This is a genomic window from Nonomuraea sp. NEAU-A123 (assembly GCF_018603905.1).
Classification (GTDB): Bacteria; Actinomycetota; Actinomycetes; order Streptosporangiales; family Streptosporangiaceae; genus Nonomuraea.
On the sequence record NZ_JAHFZZ010000007.1, the window covers coordinates 228,708 to 245,796 of the forward strand.

A 17,089-nucleotide genomic window follows, 5' to 3' on the forward strand; every position below is an offset into this window, starting at 1 on the left:
CGGATCGACCGTGGCTCTAGAGAATCCCTGGCAGCACCTCCTCCGACAAATCGGCGAACGCCTGCTCCTGCGCGTCGAGATAGGTATCCCAGGCTTGGGCGTCCCAGATCTCCAGCCGGGTGTTGGCCCCGATGACCGCGCAGTCACGCACGAGGCCCGCGTATTGGCGCAAGCTCTGCGGGATCGTGATGCGCCCCTGCTTGTCAGGCGTCTCGTCGGACGCGCTGGCGAAGAAGACGCGGCTGTAGTCGCGCACCGCCTTGGCGGTGACCGGGGCGGTGCTGAGAGCCTCGGTAATGCGCTGGAACTCCTCTACGGGAAAGACGTAGAGGCATCGCTCCTGGCCTTTGGTGATCACAAGACCCTCCGCCAGCTCCTCACGGTACTTAGCCGGCAGGAACAGCCGTCCCTTGTCGTCCAGACGCGGCTGATGGGTGCCGAGGAACATCGGCCCCACCTCCCGTGCCTAGCGAAGCGCTCAGCGCTGGCGCACCGGGCCCTCCACTGCGCACCACCATACTCCACTTCTCCCCACCGTCAACTGATTCCGACACGCTTGATCGCCCGTCCGCCGAGCGTTTCCGCAGTTCAGAGCCATGACGTCGGGTGGGGGGCGCCGGGGCGCGGCCCAACCCTCATGGGCGTGTCGAGGGTTGAAATGACCATGGAATTAGCGGATCGCGCGCTGCGCGAAGCGCCGCGTGGTGGAAAGTGAGCGCGCCGTCAGGGCGACTGTCACGAGATTCGACCCCGTATGCCACAAGAACCGGAACCTTGGGCAGGTTCTCTGGAATATCGGTAAAAGTCGCTCCAGAACCCACAGCGTCGTAGGGTCGTACACACAATGGAAAAGGAATGGCATGGCTCCCGCTATCGCACTCTCACGCGCGGGACTGCCGTAGCACTTCTCATGGAGGCCTGGTGGCAGTAACCCATGACGTCCCGAGCCGGCTCGACGAGCTGGTCTCCACCGCGCACCGGATTCGGCAGGCCATCGAGTCGGTGATCGAGGGCAAAGGGGACGCCGTCCGCCTCACACTGACCGTCCTGCTGGCCGAGGGCCACCTGCTGATCGAGGACGTTCCGGGGGTCGGCAAGACCATGCTGGCCAAGGCGCTGGCGAAGTCCATCGACTGCCCGGTCCGGCGCATTCAGTTCACGCCGGACCTGCTGCCCAGCGACATCACTGGAGTGAGCGCCTACAACCAGCAGACCAGGGAGTTCGAGTTCAAGCCGGGACCCGTGTTCGCCAACATCGTGGTGGGCGACGAGATCAACCGGGCCTCGCCCAAGACGCAGTCGGCGCTGCTGGAGTGCATGGAAGAGCGCCAGGTGACAGTTGACGGAGTGACCTACCAGCTCGACCTGCCCTTCATGGTGATCGCCACGCAGAACCCGATCGAGATGGAGGGCACCTACCCTCTGCCGGAGGCGCAGCGCGACCGCTTCACCGCGCGGGTCGCGATGGGCTACCCGGAGCCGTCGGCCGAACTGGAGATGCTCGACGTGCACGGCGGCACCCCGCCGCTGGACAAGCTGGAGCCGGTCGCGACGACCGCCGAGGTGCGCGCGCTGATCGACGCGGTGCGCGGCGTCTACGTCTCGCAGCCGGTCAAGAAGTACGCCATCGACCTCGCGGTCGCCACCCGCCACTCCCCCGACCTGCGGCTGGGCGCCTCGCCGCGCTCGACGCTGCAGCTGGTCAGGGCGGCCAGGGCGAACGCGGCGCTGTCCGGGCGCGACTACGTCATCCCGGACGACCTGCAGGAACTGGCCGTGCCGGTGCTCGCGCATCGGCTGCTGCCCAGCATCGAGGCCCAGGGCCAGCGCCGCCTGCCGGAGCAGGTGGTGGCCGAACTTGTCAGACGCGTGCCCGTGCCGGAGACGCGAGCGTCGTGAGAGACGGACTGCGGGCGCTGACCTCCAGGGGACGTTCGTTCCTGGCCTCCGGGGTGGCCGCCATGCTGATGGCCTTCCTGCTGGGCGAGAACGATCTGTTCAGGATCGGGGTGCTGGTGACGGCGCTGCCGCTGCTCGCCGCGATGGTGGTGGCGCGCACCCGCTACCGGCTGAGCTGCGCGCGGCGTCTCGACCCGGCCAGGGCGGAGGTGGGCGGCGAGGCGACCGTGACGCTGCGCCTGGAGAACGTCACCCGGCTGCCCACCGGGCTGCTGCTGATCGAGGACACCGTGCCGTACGCGCTGGGTGTACGGCCCCGGTTCGTGCTGGACCGGGTGGAGTCGCGCGGGGTCCGGGAGATCGACTACCGGGTCCGCTCCGACCTGCGGGGCCGCTACACGATCGGCCCGCTGTCGGTGCGGATCACCGACCCGTTCGGGCTGGTGGAGCTCACCCGCGGGTTCACGATCAGCGACACCCTGGTGGTGACGCCGCAGGTGGTGGCACTGCCCCACGTACGGCTGTCGGGCGAGTGGACCGGCGGCGGCGACAGCCGCACCAGGAGCGTGGCGGCGGCGGGCGACGACGACGTGGCCCCACGCGAGTACCGGCAGGGCGACGACCTGCGCCGGGTGCACTGGCGCTCCACCGCCCGCCACGGCGAGCTGATGGTGCGGCGCGAGGAGCAGCAGTGGCAGAGCCGCGGCGCGCTGCTGCTCGACACGCGCCGCTACGCCCACCGCGGCGAGGGCCCGCGCTCCTCCTTCGAGGTGGCGGTCTCGGCCGCCGCCTCGATCGGCGTGCATCTCGCCCATGAGGGGCTCGGCCTGCGGCTGGTGACCGACCAGGGCGCCGAGCACCTGACCGACACCGGGCTGAGCTGGTCGCTGCTCGACACCCTCGCGGTGGTACGGAACAGCACCGCCCGCTCGCTGGAGATGGGCGTGTCCGCGCTCCGCCAGGGCGGCGGCGACGGGCTGATCGTGGCGGTGCTCGGCTCGCTGGACCCGGAGGAGGCCAGGGAGCTGGCCAGGCTCCGGCACAGCAGCATCACCGGCGTGGCCGTACTCCTCGACGTGAGCACATGGGACGGCGGCGAGCCAGGCTCCACGGAGAACTACGAGGTGGTGCAGGGAGTGCTCGCCGGTTACGGATGGCGCATCGTGCGACTGCCCGCCGGTGTCTCGGTCGCCTCCGTCTGGCAGGACGCCGCCAACCGCGGCAGGTACGCGCTCAGCCCGGCGGGAGGTGCGGCATGAGGCTCTCGGTCGCCGCGGCGGTGGCCACGTTCTGCGCGGCCGTCATGCTCTATCCGCTGTTCCAGGGCGGCTTCTGGTTCTGGGGGTCGCTGGGCGCGGTGCTCGCGGTGATGTGCGCCGGCCTGGTGAGCGGGCGGCTGTCGCTGCCCGCGTGGGCGGCGGCCCTGGTGAGCGTGGCCGCGCTGTGGATCTACCTGACCCTGGCCTTCGCCGCCGACAAGGCGTGGGCGTGGGTGGTGCCGACCAAGGGGTCGGTGGTGGAGCTGGCCAAGCTGCTGGGCACCGGCTGGGCCGACATCCAGCGCTTCGCCGCGCCGGTGCCCAGCACCGAGGGCATCGCGCTGCTGACGGCCGGCGGCGTGGGGCTCATCGCGATCGTGGTAGACCTGTTCGCCGCCCGGTTGCGGCGGGCGGCGCTGGCGGGGCTGCCGATGCTGGCGCTGGCGACGGTGCCGGCCACGATCCTGCCGGATCCGATCAGCTGGCCCGCGTTCATCATCGCCGCCCTCGGCTTCACCAGCCTGCTGATCGCCGACGGCCGCGAACGCATCGGCCACTGGGGCCGCGCGGTGCTGGTCAGGCGGACCCGCATCGCCACCTCGCCGGTGCCGGGCGCCGAGCGCGAGACGGCCGACACGCGGGGGCTGCGCCTGTCGGGCAAGCGCATCGGGTTCGCCGCGATCGCGCTGGCGGTCCTGGTGCCCGCGGCGCTGCCGGCGATGGAGCCGGTGTCGTTCTTCAGCTTCGGCGTGGGCGGCAGGGGCTCGGGCAAGGGCAACTCGATCAGCATCCCGGACCCGATCGCCGGCCTGAAGGGCCAGTTGGAGCTGCCGGAACGGCGCACCGTGCTGTCCTACACCAACAGCGATGACAAGCCCCGCTACCTGCGGATCTACGCGCTCGACACGTTCGACGGCGAGAAGTTCGGCATGACGGAGCCGAAGGGCGCGCCGGACAACAAGACGGAGAACGGCCCGCTGCCCACTCCGTCCGGCCTGTCTCCGGCGACCAAGGTCTCGAACGTGACGACCAGGGTCCAGATCAGCGACGAGATCGAGGGGCTGGTGTTCCTGCCCCTGCCGTACCCGGCGCGGCAGATCCGCATCGACGGCGACTGGCGCGCGGACGTCGGCACGCTGATGGTCTTCTCCACCAAGGACGAGGCCGCCGGCCTCGGCTACGACGTGCTCACCACCGAGCCCGACGTGACCTCGGACCAGCTCGACGCGCTGCCGCAGGCCAGGGCCGCGGCCAGTGACCCGCGTTACCTGAAGCTGCCGGAGAACCTCCCCCCGGAGATCAGGGACCTGGCGCTCAAGGTGACGGCGAACGCCCGGACGAGCTACGAGGCCGCGGTGAAGATCCAGGAGTTCTTCACCAAGACCGGCGACTTCACCTACAGCCTCAGGACGCAGGGCTCCGGCAACTCCGCGCTGAAGGACTTCCTGCTGCGCAGCAGGGCGGGTTACTGCGAGCAGTTCGCCGCGTCGATGGCGGTGCTGGCCAGGATCGCGGGCATCCCCGCCAGGGTGGCGATCGGCTACACGGGAGGTACGAAGGTCGGCGACAGGTGGATCGTCGGCACGAACGACTCCCACTCGTGGCCGGAGCTGTACTTCGACGGCGTGGGCTGGCTGCCGTTCGAGCCCACTCCGACGGGCTCGCTCGGCCAGGGCAGCGCCCGGGTGCCCGCCTACACACAGCCGCCCCCCCGTTCGACGAGTGACAACTCCACGCCGACGCCCGGAGCGACCAGCTCGGCCGACGACTCACCGCTCAACCCGCAGAACCGGGAGAACCCCCGCGCACTCGACCGCGAGGCCACCCTCGCCGACAGCGGGCTGCCCGCGGACGACTCGATGCCGCTGATCGGCAAGCTCGGCATCGGCGCGGGCGTGCTCCTGCTCATCCTGCTGATCCCGGCCGGGATACGGCTGGTCACCAGGAGCAGGCGGGTCCGCGCGCTGAGCTGGAAGGTGTCCGAGCCGTCGGACGAGGTGACGGCCAAGGTGGTGGCGGGCAGCCACCCGTCCGTGGCGGCCGCCTGGGCGGAGCTGGACGACGTGCTGTTCGACTACGGAATGGCCCGCCGGCCCAGCGAGACGCCCCGGGCGCTGGCGCGGCGGCTAACCGAACGGTATGAGTTCGACGCCGAGTCGGCCGCGTCCATCTCGGCGATCGCCTCCGCGGTCGAGCGGGCGCTGTTCGCGCGGGACATCGGCGAGCTCGCGCCCATGCGGAAGGACCTGCGGAGGGTACGGCAGGCGCTGGCGGCCACGGTGTCGCGCTGGCGGCGGGTGCGGGCCCTGCTGCTGCCCCCGTCGACGCTGCGGCGGCTACGGCTGATGGGCGAGCGGGTGCTCGACGGATTCGACCGGCTGGAGAACATCAGGTTGCGGCGGACGGCGGCCCATAAGGGCTCATGACCGTCTGACTCGACCGTGCGGTCGTTCCCCCTCGCGGGGGGCGGCCGCACGGTCGTCTGGAGGCTCTTTCGCGCTCAGCGCTCGTCGTGACGACGGCGCCAGCGCTCTTCCATGCGCTCCATGAAGCTGCCACGGTTGCCCCGGCGGGCCGGCTTGCCCGATACGGACGCCCCCGAGGCGGGCGCGGCGTCGCCGAACCCGTTCATGCGTTTCCAGCTCGACAGACCCCACAGACACGCGGCGAGCATGACCACGAAACCGCCGACGCCGAGCGGAATCAAATTGATCACTACGCCGACCATCAGCAGGACGACGCCGAGGGCAAAGCCGATGGAGGCCTTGATGAGGCGACGCTTGTAATGGCTGCGCGGGTCACTGATCCTTACGGTGTTGGCCCACTTCGGGTCCTCGGCGTAGAGGGCCTGCTCGATCTGGTCGAGCAAGCGCTGCTCGTGCTCAGAGAGCGGCACGGCGCCTCCCAAGGACGGCCCCAGGACGGGGAAGACGGCAACGGACGACACGGGGTGTCCGAACCTCGCGGTCGGTTATCCCCAGAATACGAGGCTGTAGGCGTGGGCGAAAGCAAACGCCCAACGCAGACCAAACCGGAGGTGACGTCATGACTCCATTGTGGGTCATCCGCCGCCCCTCCCCAGAAATCCTGACATTGACGTCATGCCTCCATTTCATCAAGTCTGCCGCGTACAAGCGACGCTGGGAGCACCGCATCAGGACCAAATCTTCGGATCGCCTGATCCATGGCTTGCTCGGCCTCCCGCCAGCCGGTCTCCCGATCGCCCAGGCCGAGCTGGCGCGAGGCCGAATCGGCGGGGCGGAGGTTCTCCATCCTGACCCCGACGAGGCGCAGTCGCACCCGCTCAAGCCCTGCCGCCTCGAAGAGCTCGCAGGCGGTCGCGTAGATCTCCTGGGCCACGTCGGTCGGCTCTCTGAGGGTCCTGGACCGGTTGATGGTGGAGAAATCGGCGCGGCGCAGCTTCACACTCACAGTCCTGCCCACGTGGCCGGCCTTACGCATCCGGGAGGCCACTCGCTCGGACAGACGCAGCAACTCGCGTTTGATCACTTCGGGGTCGTCGATGTCGGCCGCGAAGGTCTCCTCGTTGCCGATGCTCTTGTCGGGCACGTGCGCGGTCACCGGGCGCTCGTCGCGGCCCCAGGCCAGCGCGGCCAGATGGCCTCCCACGGCCTGTCCCAGCTCGCGCTGGAGGGTGGCGACGGGGACCCTGGCCAGATCGCCGACCGTGCGGATGCCGAGGCGCACCAGGGACTGCTCTGTGCGCTCACCGACGCCCCACAGCGCCGAGACGGGCAGCGGGTGGAGGAAGTCCACCACCTCGCCCTCGGGCACCACCAGGAGGCCGTCAGGCTTGCACTGTTTTGAGGCGAGTTTTGCCACGAACTTGCTGCTCGCCACACCCACCGAACACGTGATGCCGTAGCGCTCCAGCACCTGGGCCCTGATCATCGAGGCGATCGTGACGGGCGAGCCCAGTCTACGCCGGGCACCGCCGACGTCGAGGAACGCCTCGTCGGACGCGATCGGCTCGACCATCGGGGTGATCGCGTGGAAGACCTCCATGACGCCCTTGGAGACCTCGGAGTATTTGCTGTGGCTGGGCGGGATGATCGTGGCCTGGGGGCACATCCTGCGCGCCCTGCTCATCGGCATCGCCGAGTGCACGCCGTAGGACCTGGCCTCATAGGTGGCGCTGAGCACCACGCCGCGCCCGGCCGGCGAGCCGACGATCACCGGACGCCCCCGCAGCTCAGGGCGGTCGAGCAGCTCGACGCTGGCGAAGAAGGCGTCCATGTCGACATGCAGGATCGGGCAGCCGCTGTCATCGACCCCGGTCTGTGGAGCGGGGCCGATGCCCGTGATCTGCTTACGAGACACGCCACCATTCTATCCGAACACGCGTTCTATTGTAGGAGCCGGTCAGCCACGATGGCCGAGGACGTGAAGCTGAGTGGCGATGTCACGCAGCACGGGATGGGCGGCGGCGGCCTGTTCGAGAGCGACGAGGGCCTCGGCCGCGCCTGGTTCGCCGTCGACCAGCCTGCTGGGCACCAGGTCGGCGAACACCCGCACGCCGTGCACCTCCCCGACCGTGAAGCCGGTCGCGGCCAGTAGCTGGGAGAGCGTCTCGGCGGTGTAGCGGCGCGGTGTGGGGTCGCGGTCGCCCCAACTTCCCCGCGGGTCGCTCAGCACGGCCCTGGCCTCGTCGAACTGCCCCGCGAGCGCCCGGTGGATGGCACTGGCCACCGGGTTGGCGGCCAGCACGCTGACCGCGCCGCCCACGCGCAGCACGCCGGCCACGGCCGTCAGCGCGCTGATCGGGTCTTCCACGTATTCGAGCACGCTGTGGCACAGGACCAGGTCGACGCTGTCGTGGTCGAGCAGGTCGCCCAGGTCGGCGGCGTCGCCCTGCAGGGCGCGTACGCCCACGCCCTTCTCCTTGGCCCTGCGCTCCAGCGCGGCCAGCGAGTCGGGACTCGGATCGACCACGGTGACCGTGTGGCCCAGCTCGGCCAGCGGCACGGCGAACCCGCCGGTCCCGCCGCCGGCGTCGACGATGTCGAGATCATCGCGCCCCGTGGCGGCCGCCCGCTCGGCCAGCACCGCCCGCAGCGCTTCCCAGACGACGGCGGTCCGCACCGCCGGAGTCCTCGTGACGCCTGCGGCACGTCCTTCAGCACGCAACGTCGGCTCGCCTCCCTTTGCTCCACGAACCTGTCCCCGGCTTCGCTCCCACAACCCCGCCCCAGACTACGCGGTGTGGGAGATCGCCCGCTCCGCCTCCTCGCTTCCAGGATCGTCGAAGCGCGCTCGCAAGTGGCGTCTGATGCGGTGGGGTCAGCAGCGACTTATCTACATTCAGAGGGAACTATGAGGATTTTGTGGCGAATCTCGCTGTTTGCGGTGGTGCTGGGGTCGCTGCCGGCCGTACCGGCTCAGGCGGAGACGGCGGGTGAGGACTACGGCGCGTACTCGCGTATGACCTCGCGCAGCGCCGGTCAGTTCTGGGCCGATGGGCGGGCGGCCGGGCAGTGGGCCTGGAAGCCGCTGTCGGCCACCACGTCGGAGATCAGCTGGGGCGACCCCGCCAAGTGGCCGCCGAGCTACGCGGAGAAGTTCGTCCACGACGGCGGCTGGGTCATGCTCGACGGCTGGCGCGACAACGGCACCTACTACCGCCTGCGGATCACCAAGGAGCAGATCGGCGACGCCACGTGCGGGAACCTGCGCACGCTGGCCACCGGCGGCCGGCAGCACTACGTGAAGTGGGACATCCCCAGCCAGACCTACTGCCTCAAGGCATGGGGCACCATCACCGAGGAGTCGTCGGGCAAGGTCGTCGACTTCGGCCACACGCAGATCTGGTCGCCGCCCGCGCCCTGCGCCAACCCGACGTACGGCACGCGGACCTGCGTCAAGCAGTGGGAGTCCTGGTGGGACAACCAGGGCCGGCCCGGCAAGCCGATCACCAGGAAGCTGGAGCGCGACCAGTTCGTCGCCCGGGGCATCGGCATGGCCTTCGCCATCCGGCAGTACTTCCCCAAGGCGTGGCAGGCCGACGCGCACTCCGACTGGACCTGGTAGGAGCCGGTGCCCCGCCGGCTGGGATGGACCGGCGGGGCTTTTTGTGGGGCGTCGGCGCCCATGGCCAGCGCTGAGTTCCTGACGCGGGACGGGACCGGGGCGGGTGGGCTCCTGTCGAAGCCGCACGGTCAACCAGGCGCCGGCAGGCGCCGAACGGCTGACCGTGCGGTGTACACGTCCCTCGCCTAGCGCAAGCCGTGCAGGCCGCGTGTCTGGAACGTACCTCGCCCATATGTACGGCTTTCGGGGCAGAAGTAGGAACTTCTTCTACCCGGAGGGACAGGAATCCCCCGGCGGTAGAACCGGATTCACCTGAAGAGGGTGTCTAAAGGGTGATACTTGGCTTCAGCTGCTTGAAGCGGGCCAGCAGCCCGTTCACGAACTGGGGCGACTCATCCGTGGAGAGCTCGCCCGCCAGGTGCACCCACTCGCTGATGACCACGCCCTCGGGGACGCCGGGCATCCACAGGAGCTCGTAGGTGCCGCCACGCAGCAGGTTGCGGTCGACCGCGGGCATGCGGTCGAGGGTCCAGCCTTCGGAGTAGGTGGTGATGAGCTCGTCGATGCGGGCCTGGTGACGGGCGACGCCCTCGACGATGGTCGAGGTGTATTCGTTGACCGGGGGGTCCTGCCGTTCGACCCGCTCGGCGAGGATCCGCAGGGGATCCTCGCTGCGGAGTTCGGACTCGAAGAGGATGTCGAGCGCGCGCCTGCGTGCTTTGCCTCGTGCCGACACCTCAGGCCCGGCCGAGGTATTCGCCGCTGCGCGTGTCGACCTTGATCTTCTCGCCGGTGGTGATGAAGAGCGGGACCTTGACCTCGGCGCCGGTCTCCAGCGTGGCGGGCTTGGTGCCGCCGGTGGAGCGGTCGCCCTGCAGGCCGGGCTCGGTGCTGGAGATGGTCAGCTCGACCGCAGCGGGCAGATCGACGTAGAGCGCGGAGCCCTCGTTGAAGGCGATCGTGGCCAGGGTGTTCTCGAGCATGTAGTTGGCGGCGGAGCCGACCGTGCCGGTGGGCACGTTGACCATGTCGTAGGTCTCGGTGTCCATGAAGACGAAGTCGTCGCCGTCCTTGTAGGAATATTGCATCTCGCGCTTGTCGACGTTGGCCACGTCGACCTTCACGCCGGCGTTGAAGGTCTTGTCGACGACCTTGCCCGAGAGCACGTTCTTGAGCTTGGTGCGCACGAACGCGCCGCCCTTGCCCGGCTTGACGTGCTGGAACTCCACAACGGCCCACAGCTCACCGCCGTCGAGCTTCAACACCATGCCGTTCTTGAGGTCGTTGGTCGTCGCCACTCGTATTCTCCCGCGTGTGGCCGCTCAAAGGACGAGCAGCTCCTTGGTCGTCTTCGTGAGGAGTTCCGGCCCGCCCGTGCGTGTGACAAGGGTGTCCTCGATGCGAACACCGCCCCGGTCCGGAAGGTAGACCCCCGGCTCGACGGTGACAGGAACTCGATCCTCTAGTCTACCGGTCCGCAACGGGCCCAGGAACGGGTCCTCGTGGATCTCCAGGCCGACGCCGTGACCGAGCCCGTGCCTGAAGTGAGCACCGTGGCCGGCCGCCTCGATGACCGAACGGGCGGCCGCGTCCACCTCCTTGGCCGTCGCCCCCGGCGCCAGGGCCCTGCTGCCCGCGCGCTGCGCCTCGGCGACCAGGTCGTAGATCTCCCGCTGCCAGGCGGCGGGGGCGCCCAGGGCGACCGTACGCGTCATGTCGGCGTGGTAGCCCTGGTAGCAGGCGCCGAAGTCGATGGTGATCAGGTCGCCCGTGCGCAGCTCCCTGCCGCCGGGCGCGTGGTGCGGGATGGCGCCGTTCTCGCCCGCCGCGACGATGGTGGCGAAGGCCGGCCCGTCGGCGCCGAGCTCGATCATGCGGGCTTCGAGCAGCCGGGCGACGTCCCGTTCGGTGACGCCGGGGCCGATGTTGCCCGTGACGTCGGCGAACGCCTGGTCGCTGATCGCGCAGGCCGTACGGAGGAGCTCGAGCTCGTCGTCGTCCTTGACCGCCCGCAGCAGCTCCACGAGCGGCTCCAGGGGCACCGGCCCGCTCTCCAGCAGGCTGCTCAGCCGGTTGAACGTCGCCACGGTCATGCTCGCCGCCTCGATCCCGATGCCGGGCGCGGCCAGCCTGGCCGCCACGTCGGACGCCTCGACGGCCGCCACGTCCAGCCCGCGCGTCTTCTCGATGTAGCGGTTGTCGGTCACCAGCAGCGCGGAGCCGTCGGCCTTGATCAGCACGGCGGCGTTCGAGCTCTCCAGCCCGGTGAGGTAGCGCACGTTGACGCCCGAGGTGACGAGGATCGCGTCGACCTCGCGCGCGGGCAGCATTTCCGCGACTCGCGCCCGGCGTTCCGGATAATTGACGGTCATTTCGTCAATGTACGTGTATTAACCCTCGCGCCACTATTGACCTCCCCTGTCACACGCGAATACCGTGCCGAACGCTGTTCACATAATTCCATGGAGCGCCCCATGATGAGGTACGCCTTAGCTGTCGCCTTGACCGTCCTGACCATGGGGAGCACCCCGGCGGTTGCCGCACCGCCCCCACCCGGTCACATCCGGGTCGATCAAGTGGGTTTCGCGCCCGCCGAGTCCAAGCACGCCTTCCTGATGACCCGCGCGGGGTCCGCGGGCGCCCGCTTCAGCGTCGTCCGCGACGACGGACGCGAGGTGCTCGAGGGTACGGCGGGCGGCGACCTGGGCTCGTGGAACGGCACGTACAAGCACGTGTACGGCCTGGACCTCACCCCGCTGAAGGAGCCGGGCCGCTACCGGATCAAGTCGGGCACGCTCACCTCCCCCGCCTTCCGGATCGCCCCGGCCTCGCCCACGTCGAAGATCCTCACCTTCTTCGAGGGACAGCGGGACGGCGGGCGCCGGCACCACAACGACAAGGCGGCCTCTGTCTATGACTGGCCCGTGTTCACCGGGCCGGACACCGACGAGATCAAGGGCGGGCTGACGAAAATCGCCGGCCCGGTGGACGTCGAGGGCGGCTGGTTTGACGCGGGTGACTATCTCAAGTTCACCCACATCCTGGCTTATGTCGACACGCTGCTCTGGGCCTCGGCACGAGACGGCGGACCCGACCCACGCCTCAACCTCGAAGCCACCCACGGCCTGAAATATCTGGACAAAATGTGGGACGGCGCTTCCAAGACCCTCTACATCCAGGTCGGCATCGGCGCGGGCAACGAGAAGGCCTCCTACGTCGGCGACCACGACGTCTGGCGGCTGCCCGAGTCCGACGACTCCTCCCGGCACCGCTTCCTGCGCAACCGGCCGGTCTTCCGCGCGGCCGGCCCCGGCAAGCCGATCAGTCCCAACCTGGCCGGCCGTACCGCGGCGGCCTTCGCGCTGGCCGCGCAGGTGGAGCCGTCTCACGAGCGGGCGGCGGCGCTGCTGGGCAAGGCGGCGGCGATCTACGCGATGGCCAAGACGGAGAAGGTGGGGCAGCTCGTCACGTCGCTGCCGCACGCCTTCTACCCCGAGACCGCCTGGCGCGACGACATGGAGCTGGGCGCCGCCGAGCTGGCGCTGGCGGCGCTGCGGCTGGGCGACGACCGGGCCGCGGGCTGGCTGGGGCAGGCGGCGCGCTGGGCCGGGCAGTACCTGGAGCACGAGGCCGGGGACGACACGTTCAACCTGTACGACGTGAGCGCGCTCGCCCACACCGACCTGATCAAGGCGATCCGGCAGACGGACGCGTCCAGCCCGGTTCAGGCCATCGAGGTGACGGGCCCCGACGGGCAGCCGGCGCTGGTCGGCACGTCGGGTCAGCAGCAGATCTCCGATGGGCTCGCCGTCTCCGAGTGGCAACTGGTGGACGATCTGCGGGCGCAGTTGGAGATCGGTTCCGCGCGGGCCGGGAAGGATCCGTTCCGTGCGGGGGCCGCCTACTCCGAGTTCGACGCGGTGCCGCACGCGTTCGGAATGGCGGCGACGTCGCGGCTGTACCGGTCGGTGAGCGGGGACCGGACGTATGACGCCTTCGGGACGCGGCAGCGCGGGTGGGTGTTCGGCGCCAACGCGTGGGGCGTGTCGTTCGTCGCCGGGGCGGGTGAGAACGCGATCCGGTGCCCGCACTACCAGATCTCCGACATCACCCGGAAGCCCGCCACGGGGGCCGTGGTGAACGGGCCGAACGACGCGTCACTGTTCCACGACGGGCTGGGCGACCATCTGGAAGGGATGGTGCCGTGCCCGAGGGACGGCGTGGACCGGTACGCGCCGTTCACCGGGCGGGGCAGCCGGTTCGTGGACGATGTGCGGTCCTGGCAGGCGTCGGAACCGGCGGACGACTTCGCGGCCATCGGCGTCTACGCGCTGACGCTGATGGCGCGGTAGTCGCCGCCACCGGTTGCCGGGGTCAGGGTTTCCAGTCGTCGAGGAACTCCGCGAGGGGCCCGGAGGAGGGCACATCGCCCTTCGCCTGGGCCTTGCGCAGGTCGCGCATGACGTCCGCGATCTGGTTGAATGCCGGGCCGTCGTGATTCTCCAGGAGTTTCCGGCCGGCCTTCCTGATCTTTTCGTGGGCCTTTCGGGCAACGCCGGGCTCGATGTCGCCGATGGTCTCCTGAGAGGTCACGGCCGCGTCGAACTCGCCCAGCCAATGCGCCCAGCCGCCGGACGGGACGCTGTTTCCCAGGGTCCCCTTGGGGGCGGGTGTGGGCCCGACCGGATCGGTGGGAAGGGGCGCGACGGACGTGCTCGGTTCGGGGGTCTCGGTCGGCTCCGGGGCCGGGGCGCTGGTAGTGGGCGTCGGTGAGGGCGTCGGCCCGGCCACGGGCTCGCCACGTGATCCCGACCACAGGATCAGGCCCACGGTGACCGCCGCGATCGCGACCAGAGCCACGCCCAGTTGCACGAACAGCCGGCGGTTGGGCGGCGGTCCGGGTGGCGGCGCATCGTAGATCGCGGTGTCGCCCTTGCGCGGGCCACCACCGTCGTGGAATACAGCGGGAGGCATGGCCTGAGTATCACCGATGCCCGCTCCGCTCAGGTGGGCGATCGGCTGGCCGGGCTGGGGCGCGCCGCCCGGGTAGGACATGGCCTGACCCGTCTGGGGTGCGCCGCCCGGGTAAGGCGTGGCCTGACCGCTCTGGGGCGCCGGATGGGGGGTGGCCTGGGGGCCCGTGGCCGGGTGGGACTGGGGTGCTGTGGACTGGCCGCCGGGCTGGGGGCGGGGTGGCCGGGCGATGGCGGCCAGCGCTCGGCGTACCGGCTCGCCACCGGCCGGTCGGGCAGCGGGGTCCTTGGCCAGCATGGCCAGCACCAGCCGGTCCAGCTCGCCCGGCACCTCCGCCCGATGGCTGCTCGGCGGGGCGGGCTCCGCGTGCAGGTGCCGCTCGCCGACCTCTTCCGGCGACCCGTCGAACGGCGGGCGCCCGCACAACACCTCGTAACAGACGCACCCCAGCGCGTACAGGTCGGCGGGGGCCTCCCCGCCGCGTCCGTCGATCACCTCGGGCGCCCGATACCGTACGCCGTCGTCCGACGGCACCTGGTCGGCCAGCCCGAACCCCACGACCTTGAGCACCCCGCTCCCGGCCCGCCGGAAGCTGTCGGGCCCGATCTGGCCATGCACCACCCCGGCCCGGTGCGCCGCCTCCAGCCCGGCGGCCGCCTGCCCGATGAGGTCGCATGCCTCCACGATGGGCAACGGCCCCTGCCCGGCCACCTCCTCACCGAGGCTCTCCCCGGTGAGGAACTCCATCACCAGGAACGGCGCCCCCTCGTGGTCGCCCACGTCGAGCACCATGGCCACGTTCGGGTGGATCACCCGGGCCACGGCCTGGGCATGCTGCCGGAGCACCTCGGGCGTGGCCGCCCGCGTGTCCAGCATCTTCACGGCCACGGTCCAGTCGGCGCGCTGGTCGTACCCGCGCCACACCTCACCCGTCGGACCGCTGCCGATGAGCTCATCAAGCCGGTACCGCCCGGCGATCAAGGACGGCGTCGCGTCGGACATATCTCCGCCAATAACTACAGAAACGGCAATTTCCGCCCCACACTAGGCCCCCACGGGCCTCACCCGCCCCACAACACGGCCCAAAGTGATCAGGTCCCGGCGCGGCCCCTGTCAACCCACCGGTTCGCGAAGGCGTCTCACAACGCGGAGCCGGTGCGGCCCATGGCGATCGAAGGACGGTGGTGCGCAGATTCCAGGACGTTCGCCGTACGGCATGTGACGGGCCCGGGCCTCACGCCCGGGGCGCATCGTCCTCGGGCCAATCCTCGGCGTAGATCAGCGCGAGCTCCTGCCACACCTCGTCCACCGGCCGTCCCTGCACCCGCGCGAGGTGCCGTACGAGCAAGAGGATGAGATGCAGGGAGGCCATCGCGGCGACCTCGCGTGGAACGTCGTTGATGACCCGGCCGATCACCTGCAGGCCGACGGGGTCACTGGTGTCGCCGCTCTCCCGTGCTTCCAGAGCGACGGTGACCATCGCCAGCACGGCGTTCATGTGCTCTTTGAGGAAAGCGCCCCGCTGAGGGCTGCCTGTCATGACTCATGCACCTTCCGGCATGGAGGGAGTGGCGCCCTTGGGCGCCCGAACCAGCATGCCGTCTCGGCCGGTGCGATGCGCATCGATTCGCCCAGGAGACCGCTTACCGTCACGGGCAGTCTTTCTCACCTCACACCCGCCACGCCAACTGCCGGACGCTCGGCTTCGGTGACGCGCCGCCGGCATCCGCCCACGGCCTTGTCCGCGGGTTCTCCCCCACGTACGTGGGAGCCACCCGGAAATCCAGGTGTCCGGTATCGAGCACCACGAGGTTCACCCCCACGGGCGTGGGGACCACGACTCCGACGACACCCGGTACCAGAAGCGCACCGGTTCACCCCCACGGGTGTGGGGAGCACCGCTTGCGCCGCCCTTCGGCTTCGATCTTCCACGGTTCACCCCCACGGGCGTGGGAAGCACGTGATCTTCACCCAGATCCCGTAGGTGACGCCCGGTTCGCCCCCACGGGCGTGGGGAGCACCGCCGGCCACGCCTTCTTCAGCTCTGGCGAGCTGGTTCACCCCCACGGGCGTGGGGAGCACGGCCGCAGCTCGCGCCGCAGCTCGATCGGGACCGGTTCACCCCCACGGGCGTGGGGAGCACGACGTAGTTGATGTGCCGCGCCGCATGGAGACCGGTTCACCCCCACGGGCGTGGGGAGCTCACTTCGTGAGCAGCCATAATAAACGCGACCTGCGGCTACGCGCATGTCGGGGTTTGTTGCGGCACGACAGGCTCCGCCAGCGAGCTTGGCACGCAGCGTCGCATAGCGGCCACCAAACCGGTACCAGACACGGACAGGAAGCGTCGCCCCCGCTCCCGCCCCCGGCTCCACCACAGCGAAATCGTAGGCATGCCGCCGCCCCTCTGGCACGAAGGCCTCCATGCAGGCATGCATGCGACGCGGACATTAACTACTTCAACCAAAAATCTCATGAGCCTGATAGAGCGGGCCACGAGTTGTAGGCCTTGGAGATCGAGGTCCGGGCGAGTGATCATGGCCGTCGACTCCGGCCAACAAGCGGCCGCAAGCGCCGACCGTAAGGGGGTTGCGCGCCGAAGGCGCGCCTGAGAAAGGCAGTCCGAGCGGAGCGAGGCCCTTCAGGGGTCGGGGCTGGGCCCGACTGGAGACCATCGTCTGAGCCCCAAGCGCGAAGCGCGCCAAACGAAGCCCTTTGTGCGCCGGCACACGGCGCCTCCAGAAACACAGCCCGAGTGAAGCGAGGCCCATTGTGCTTGGACGCGCAAAAGGCCCTTCAGGAGGACCCTGAAGGGCCTTTTTGTCTTGGTAGCGGGGGCAGGATTTGAACCTGCGACCTCTGGGTTATGAGCCCAGCGAGCTACCGAACTGCTCCACCCCGCGTCGCAA

General features: G+C 69.8%; 14 protein-coding genes, 1 tRNA gene and 1 CRISPR repeat array. Of the genes, 5 read left to right on the forward strand and 10 right to left on the reverse strand.

What is annotated here, in order from left to right; all coding sequences use genetic code 11:
* Positions 1-16 precede the first annotated feature (16 nt).
* Entirely contained in the window at positions 17-448 is a 432-nt protein-coding gene (gene mraZ / locus KLK06_RS23205; RefSeq protein WP_214637671.1) for a division/cell wall cluster transcriptional repressor MraZ, read from the reverse strand.
* A gap of 407 nt (positions 449-855) precedes the next feature.
* Between mraZ and KLK06_RS23210 the strand changes: the two genes are divergently transcribed.
* From KLK06_RS23210 to KLK06_RS23220, 3 genes are read left to right on the forward strand one after another with little or no spacing between them, the layout of a single operon-like run.
* On the forward strand, positions 856-1,899 hold the full coding sequence (locus tag KLK06_RS23210; RefSeq protein WP_374197143.1) for an AAA family ATPase: 1,044 nt from the start codon (positions 856-858) through the stop codon (positions 1,897-1,899).
* Complete coding sequence (locus KLK06_RS23215; RefSeq protein ID WP_214637673.1) at positions 1,896-3,158, forward strand: DUF58 domain-containing protein; 1,263 nt, start codon at positions 1,896-1,898, stop codon at positions 3,156-3,158. Before KLK06_RS23210 ends, KLK06_RS23215 begins: the two co-directional genes overlap by 4 nt.
* Positions 3,155-5,584 carry a DUF3488 and transglutaminase-like domain-containing protein gene (locus tag KLK06_RS23220; protein ID WP_214637674.1) on the forward strand — a complete coding sequence of 810 codons (2,430 nt, stop codon included), beginning with the start codon at positions 3,155-3,157 and terminating at the stop codon, positions 5,582-5,584. Before KLK06_RS23215 ends, KLK06_RS23220 begins: the two co-directional genes overlap by 4 nt.
* 74 nt (positions 5,585-5,658) lie before the next feature.
* Here KLK06_RS23220 and KLK06_RS23225 read toward each other — a convergent pair whose 3' ends face one another.
* From KLK06_RS23225 to KLK06_RS23235, 3 genes are all read right to left on the reverse strand, one after another.
* Positions 5,659-6,054 (reverse strand): DUF3040 domain-containing protein, encoded by a 396-nt coding sequence (locus KLK06_RS23225; protein ID WP_214637675.1) that lies wholly within the window; start codon positions 6,052-6,054, stop codon positions 5,659-5,661.
* 203 nt (positions 6,055-6,257) lie between these two features.
* A complete protein-coding gene (gene dinB / locus KLK06_RS23230; protein ID WP_214637676.1) occupies positions 6,258-7,499 on the reverse strand; it encodes a DNA polymerase IV in 1,242 nt (413 codons plus the stop codon).
* A gap of 42 nt (positions 7,500-7,541) precedes the next feature.
* Positions 7,542-8,261, reverse strand: coding sequence for a methyltransferase domain-containing protein (locus KLK06_RS23235; RefSeq protein ID WP_214637677.1), 720 nt, complete (start codon positions 8,259-8,261; stop codon positions 7,542-7,544).
* A 231-nt stretch (positions 8,262-8,492) separates the two neighbouring features.
* Between KLK06_RS23235 and KLK06_RS23240 the strand changes: the two genes are divergently transcribed.
* Positions 8,493-9,206 carry a hypothetical protein gene (locus KLK06_RS23240; RefSeq protein WP_214637678.1) on the forward strand — a complete coding sequence of 238 codons (714 nt, stop codon included), beginning with the start codon at positions 8,493-8,495 and terminating at the stop codon, positions 9,204-9,206.
* Positions 9,207-9,531: 325 nt separating this feature from the next.
* On the opposite strand, the gene nusB is transcribed toward KLK06_RS23240, so the two are convergent.
* Genes nusB through KLK06_RS23255 form a run of 3 tightly spaced genes read right to left on the reverse strand, consistent with a single transcriptional unit; the run spans position 9,532 to position 11,578 of the window.
* On the reverse strand, positions 9,532-9,942 hold the full coding sequence (nusB, locus tag KLK06_RS23245; protein WP_214637679.1) for a transcription antitermination factor NusB: 411 nt from the start codon (positions 9,940-9,942) through the stop codon (positions 9,532-9,534).
* Between the two features lies 1 nt (position 9,943).
* Positions 9,944-10,504 carry an elongation factor P gene (gene efp, locus KLK06_RS23250; protein WP_214637680.1) on the reverse strand — a complete coding sequence of 187 codons (561 nt, stop codon included), beginning with the start codon at positions 10,502-10,504 and terminating at the stop codon, positions 9,944-9,946.
* 24 nt (positions 10,505-10,528) lie between these two features.
* Positions 10,529-11,578 (reverse strand): Xaa-Pro peptidase family protein, encoded by a 1,050-nt coding sequence (locus tag KLK06_RS23255; protein WP_214637681.1) that lies wholly within the window; start codon positions 11,576-11,578, stop codon positions 10,529-10,531.
* A 102-nt stretch (positions 11,579-11,680) separates the two neighbouring features.
* Between KLK06_RS23255 and KLK06_RS23260 the strand changes: the two genes are divergently transcribed.
* On the forward strand, positions 11,681-13,558 hold the full coding sequence (locus KLK06_RS23260; protein WP_214637682.1) for a glycoside hydrolase family 9 protein: 1,878 nt from the start codon (positions 11,681-11,683) through the stop codon (positions 13,556-13,558).
* 22 nt (positions 13,559-13,580) lie between these two features.
* Here the strand turns inward: KLK06_RS23260 and KLK06_RS23265 are convergent, their stop codons facing one another.
* From KLK06_RS23265 to KLK06_RS23275, 3 genes are all read right to left on the reverse strand, one after another.
* The gene (locus tag KLK06_RS23265; protein WP_214637683.1) at positions 13,581-15,182 is read right to left on the reverse strand and encodes a serine/threonine-protein kinase; all 1,602 of its coding nucleotides are present in this window, start codon (positions 15,180-15,182) and stop codon (positions 13,581-13,583) included.
* Between the two features lie 232 nt (positions 15,183-15,414).
* Positions 15,415-15,720: a hypothetical protein gene (locus tag KLK06_RS23270; RefSeq protein ID WP_214637684.1), complete on the reverse strand. Its 306-nt coding sequence runs from the start codon at positions 15,718-15,720 to the stop codon at positions 15,415-15,417.
* A gap of 207 nt (positions 15,721-15,927) precedes the next feature.
* Positions 15,928-16,384: a CRISPR direct-repeat array (repeat unit 28 nt; unit sequence GGTTCACCCCCACGGGCGTGGGGAGCAC).
* 622 nt (positions 16,385-17,006) lie between these two features.
* A tRNA-Met gene (locus KLK06_RS23275) sits at positions 17,007-17,083 on the reverse strand.
* Positions 17,084-17,089 lie beyond the last annotated feature (6 nt).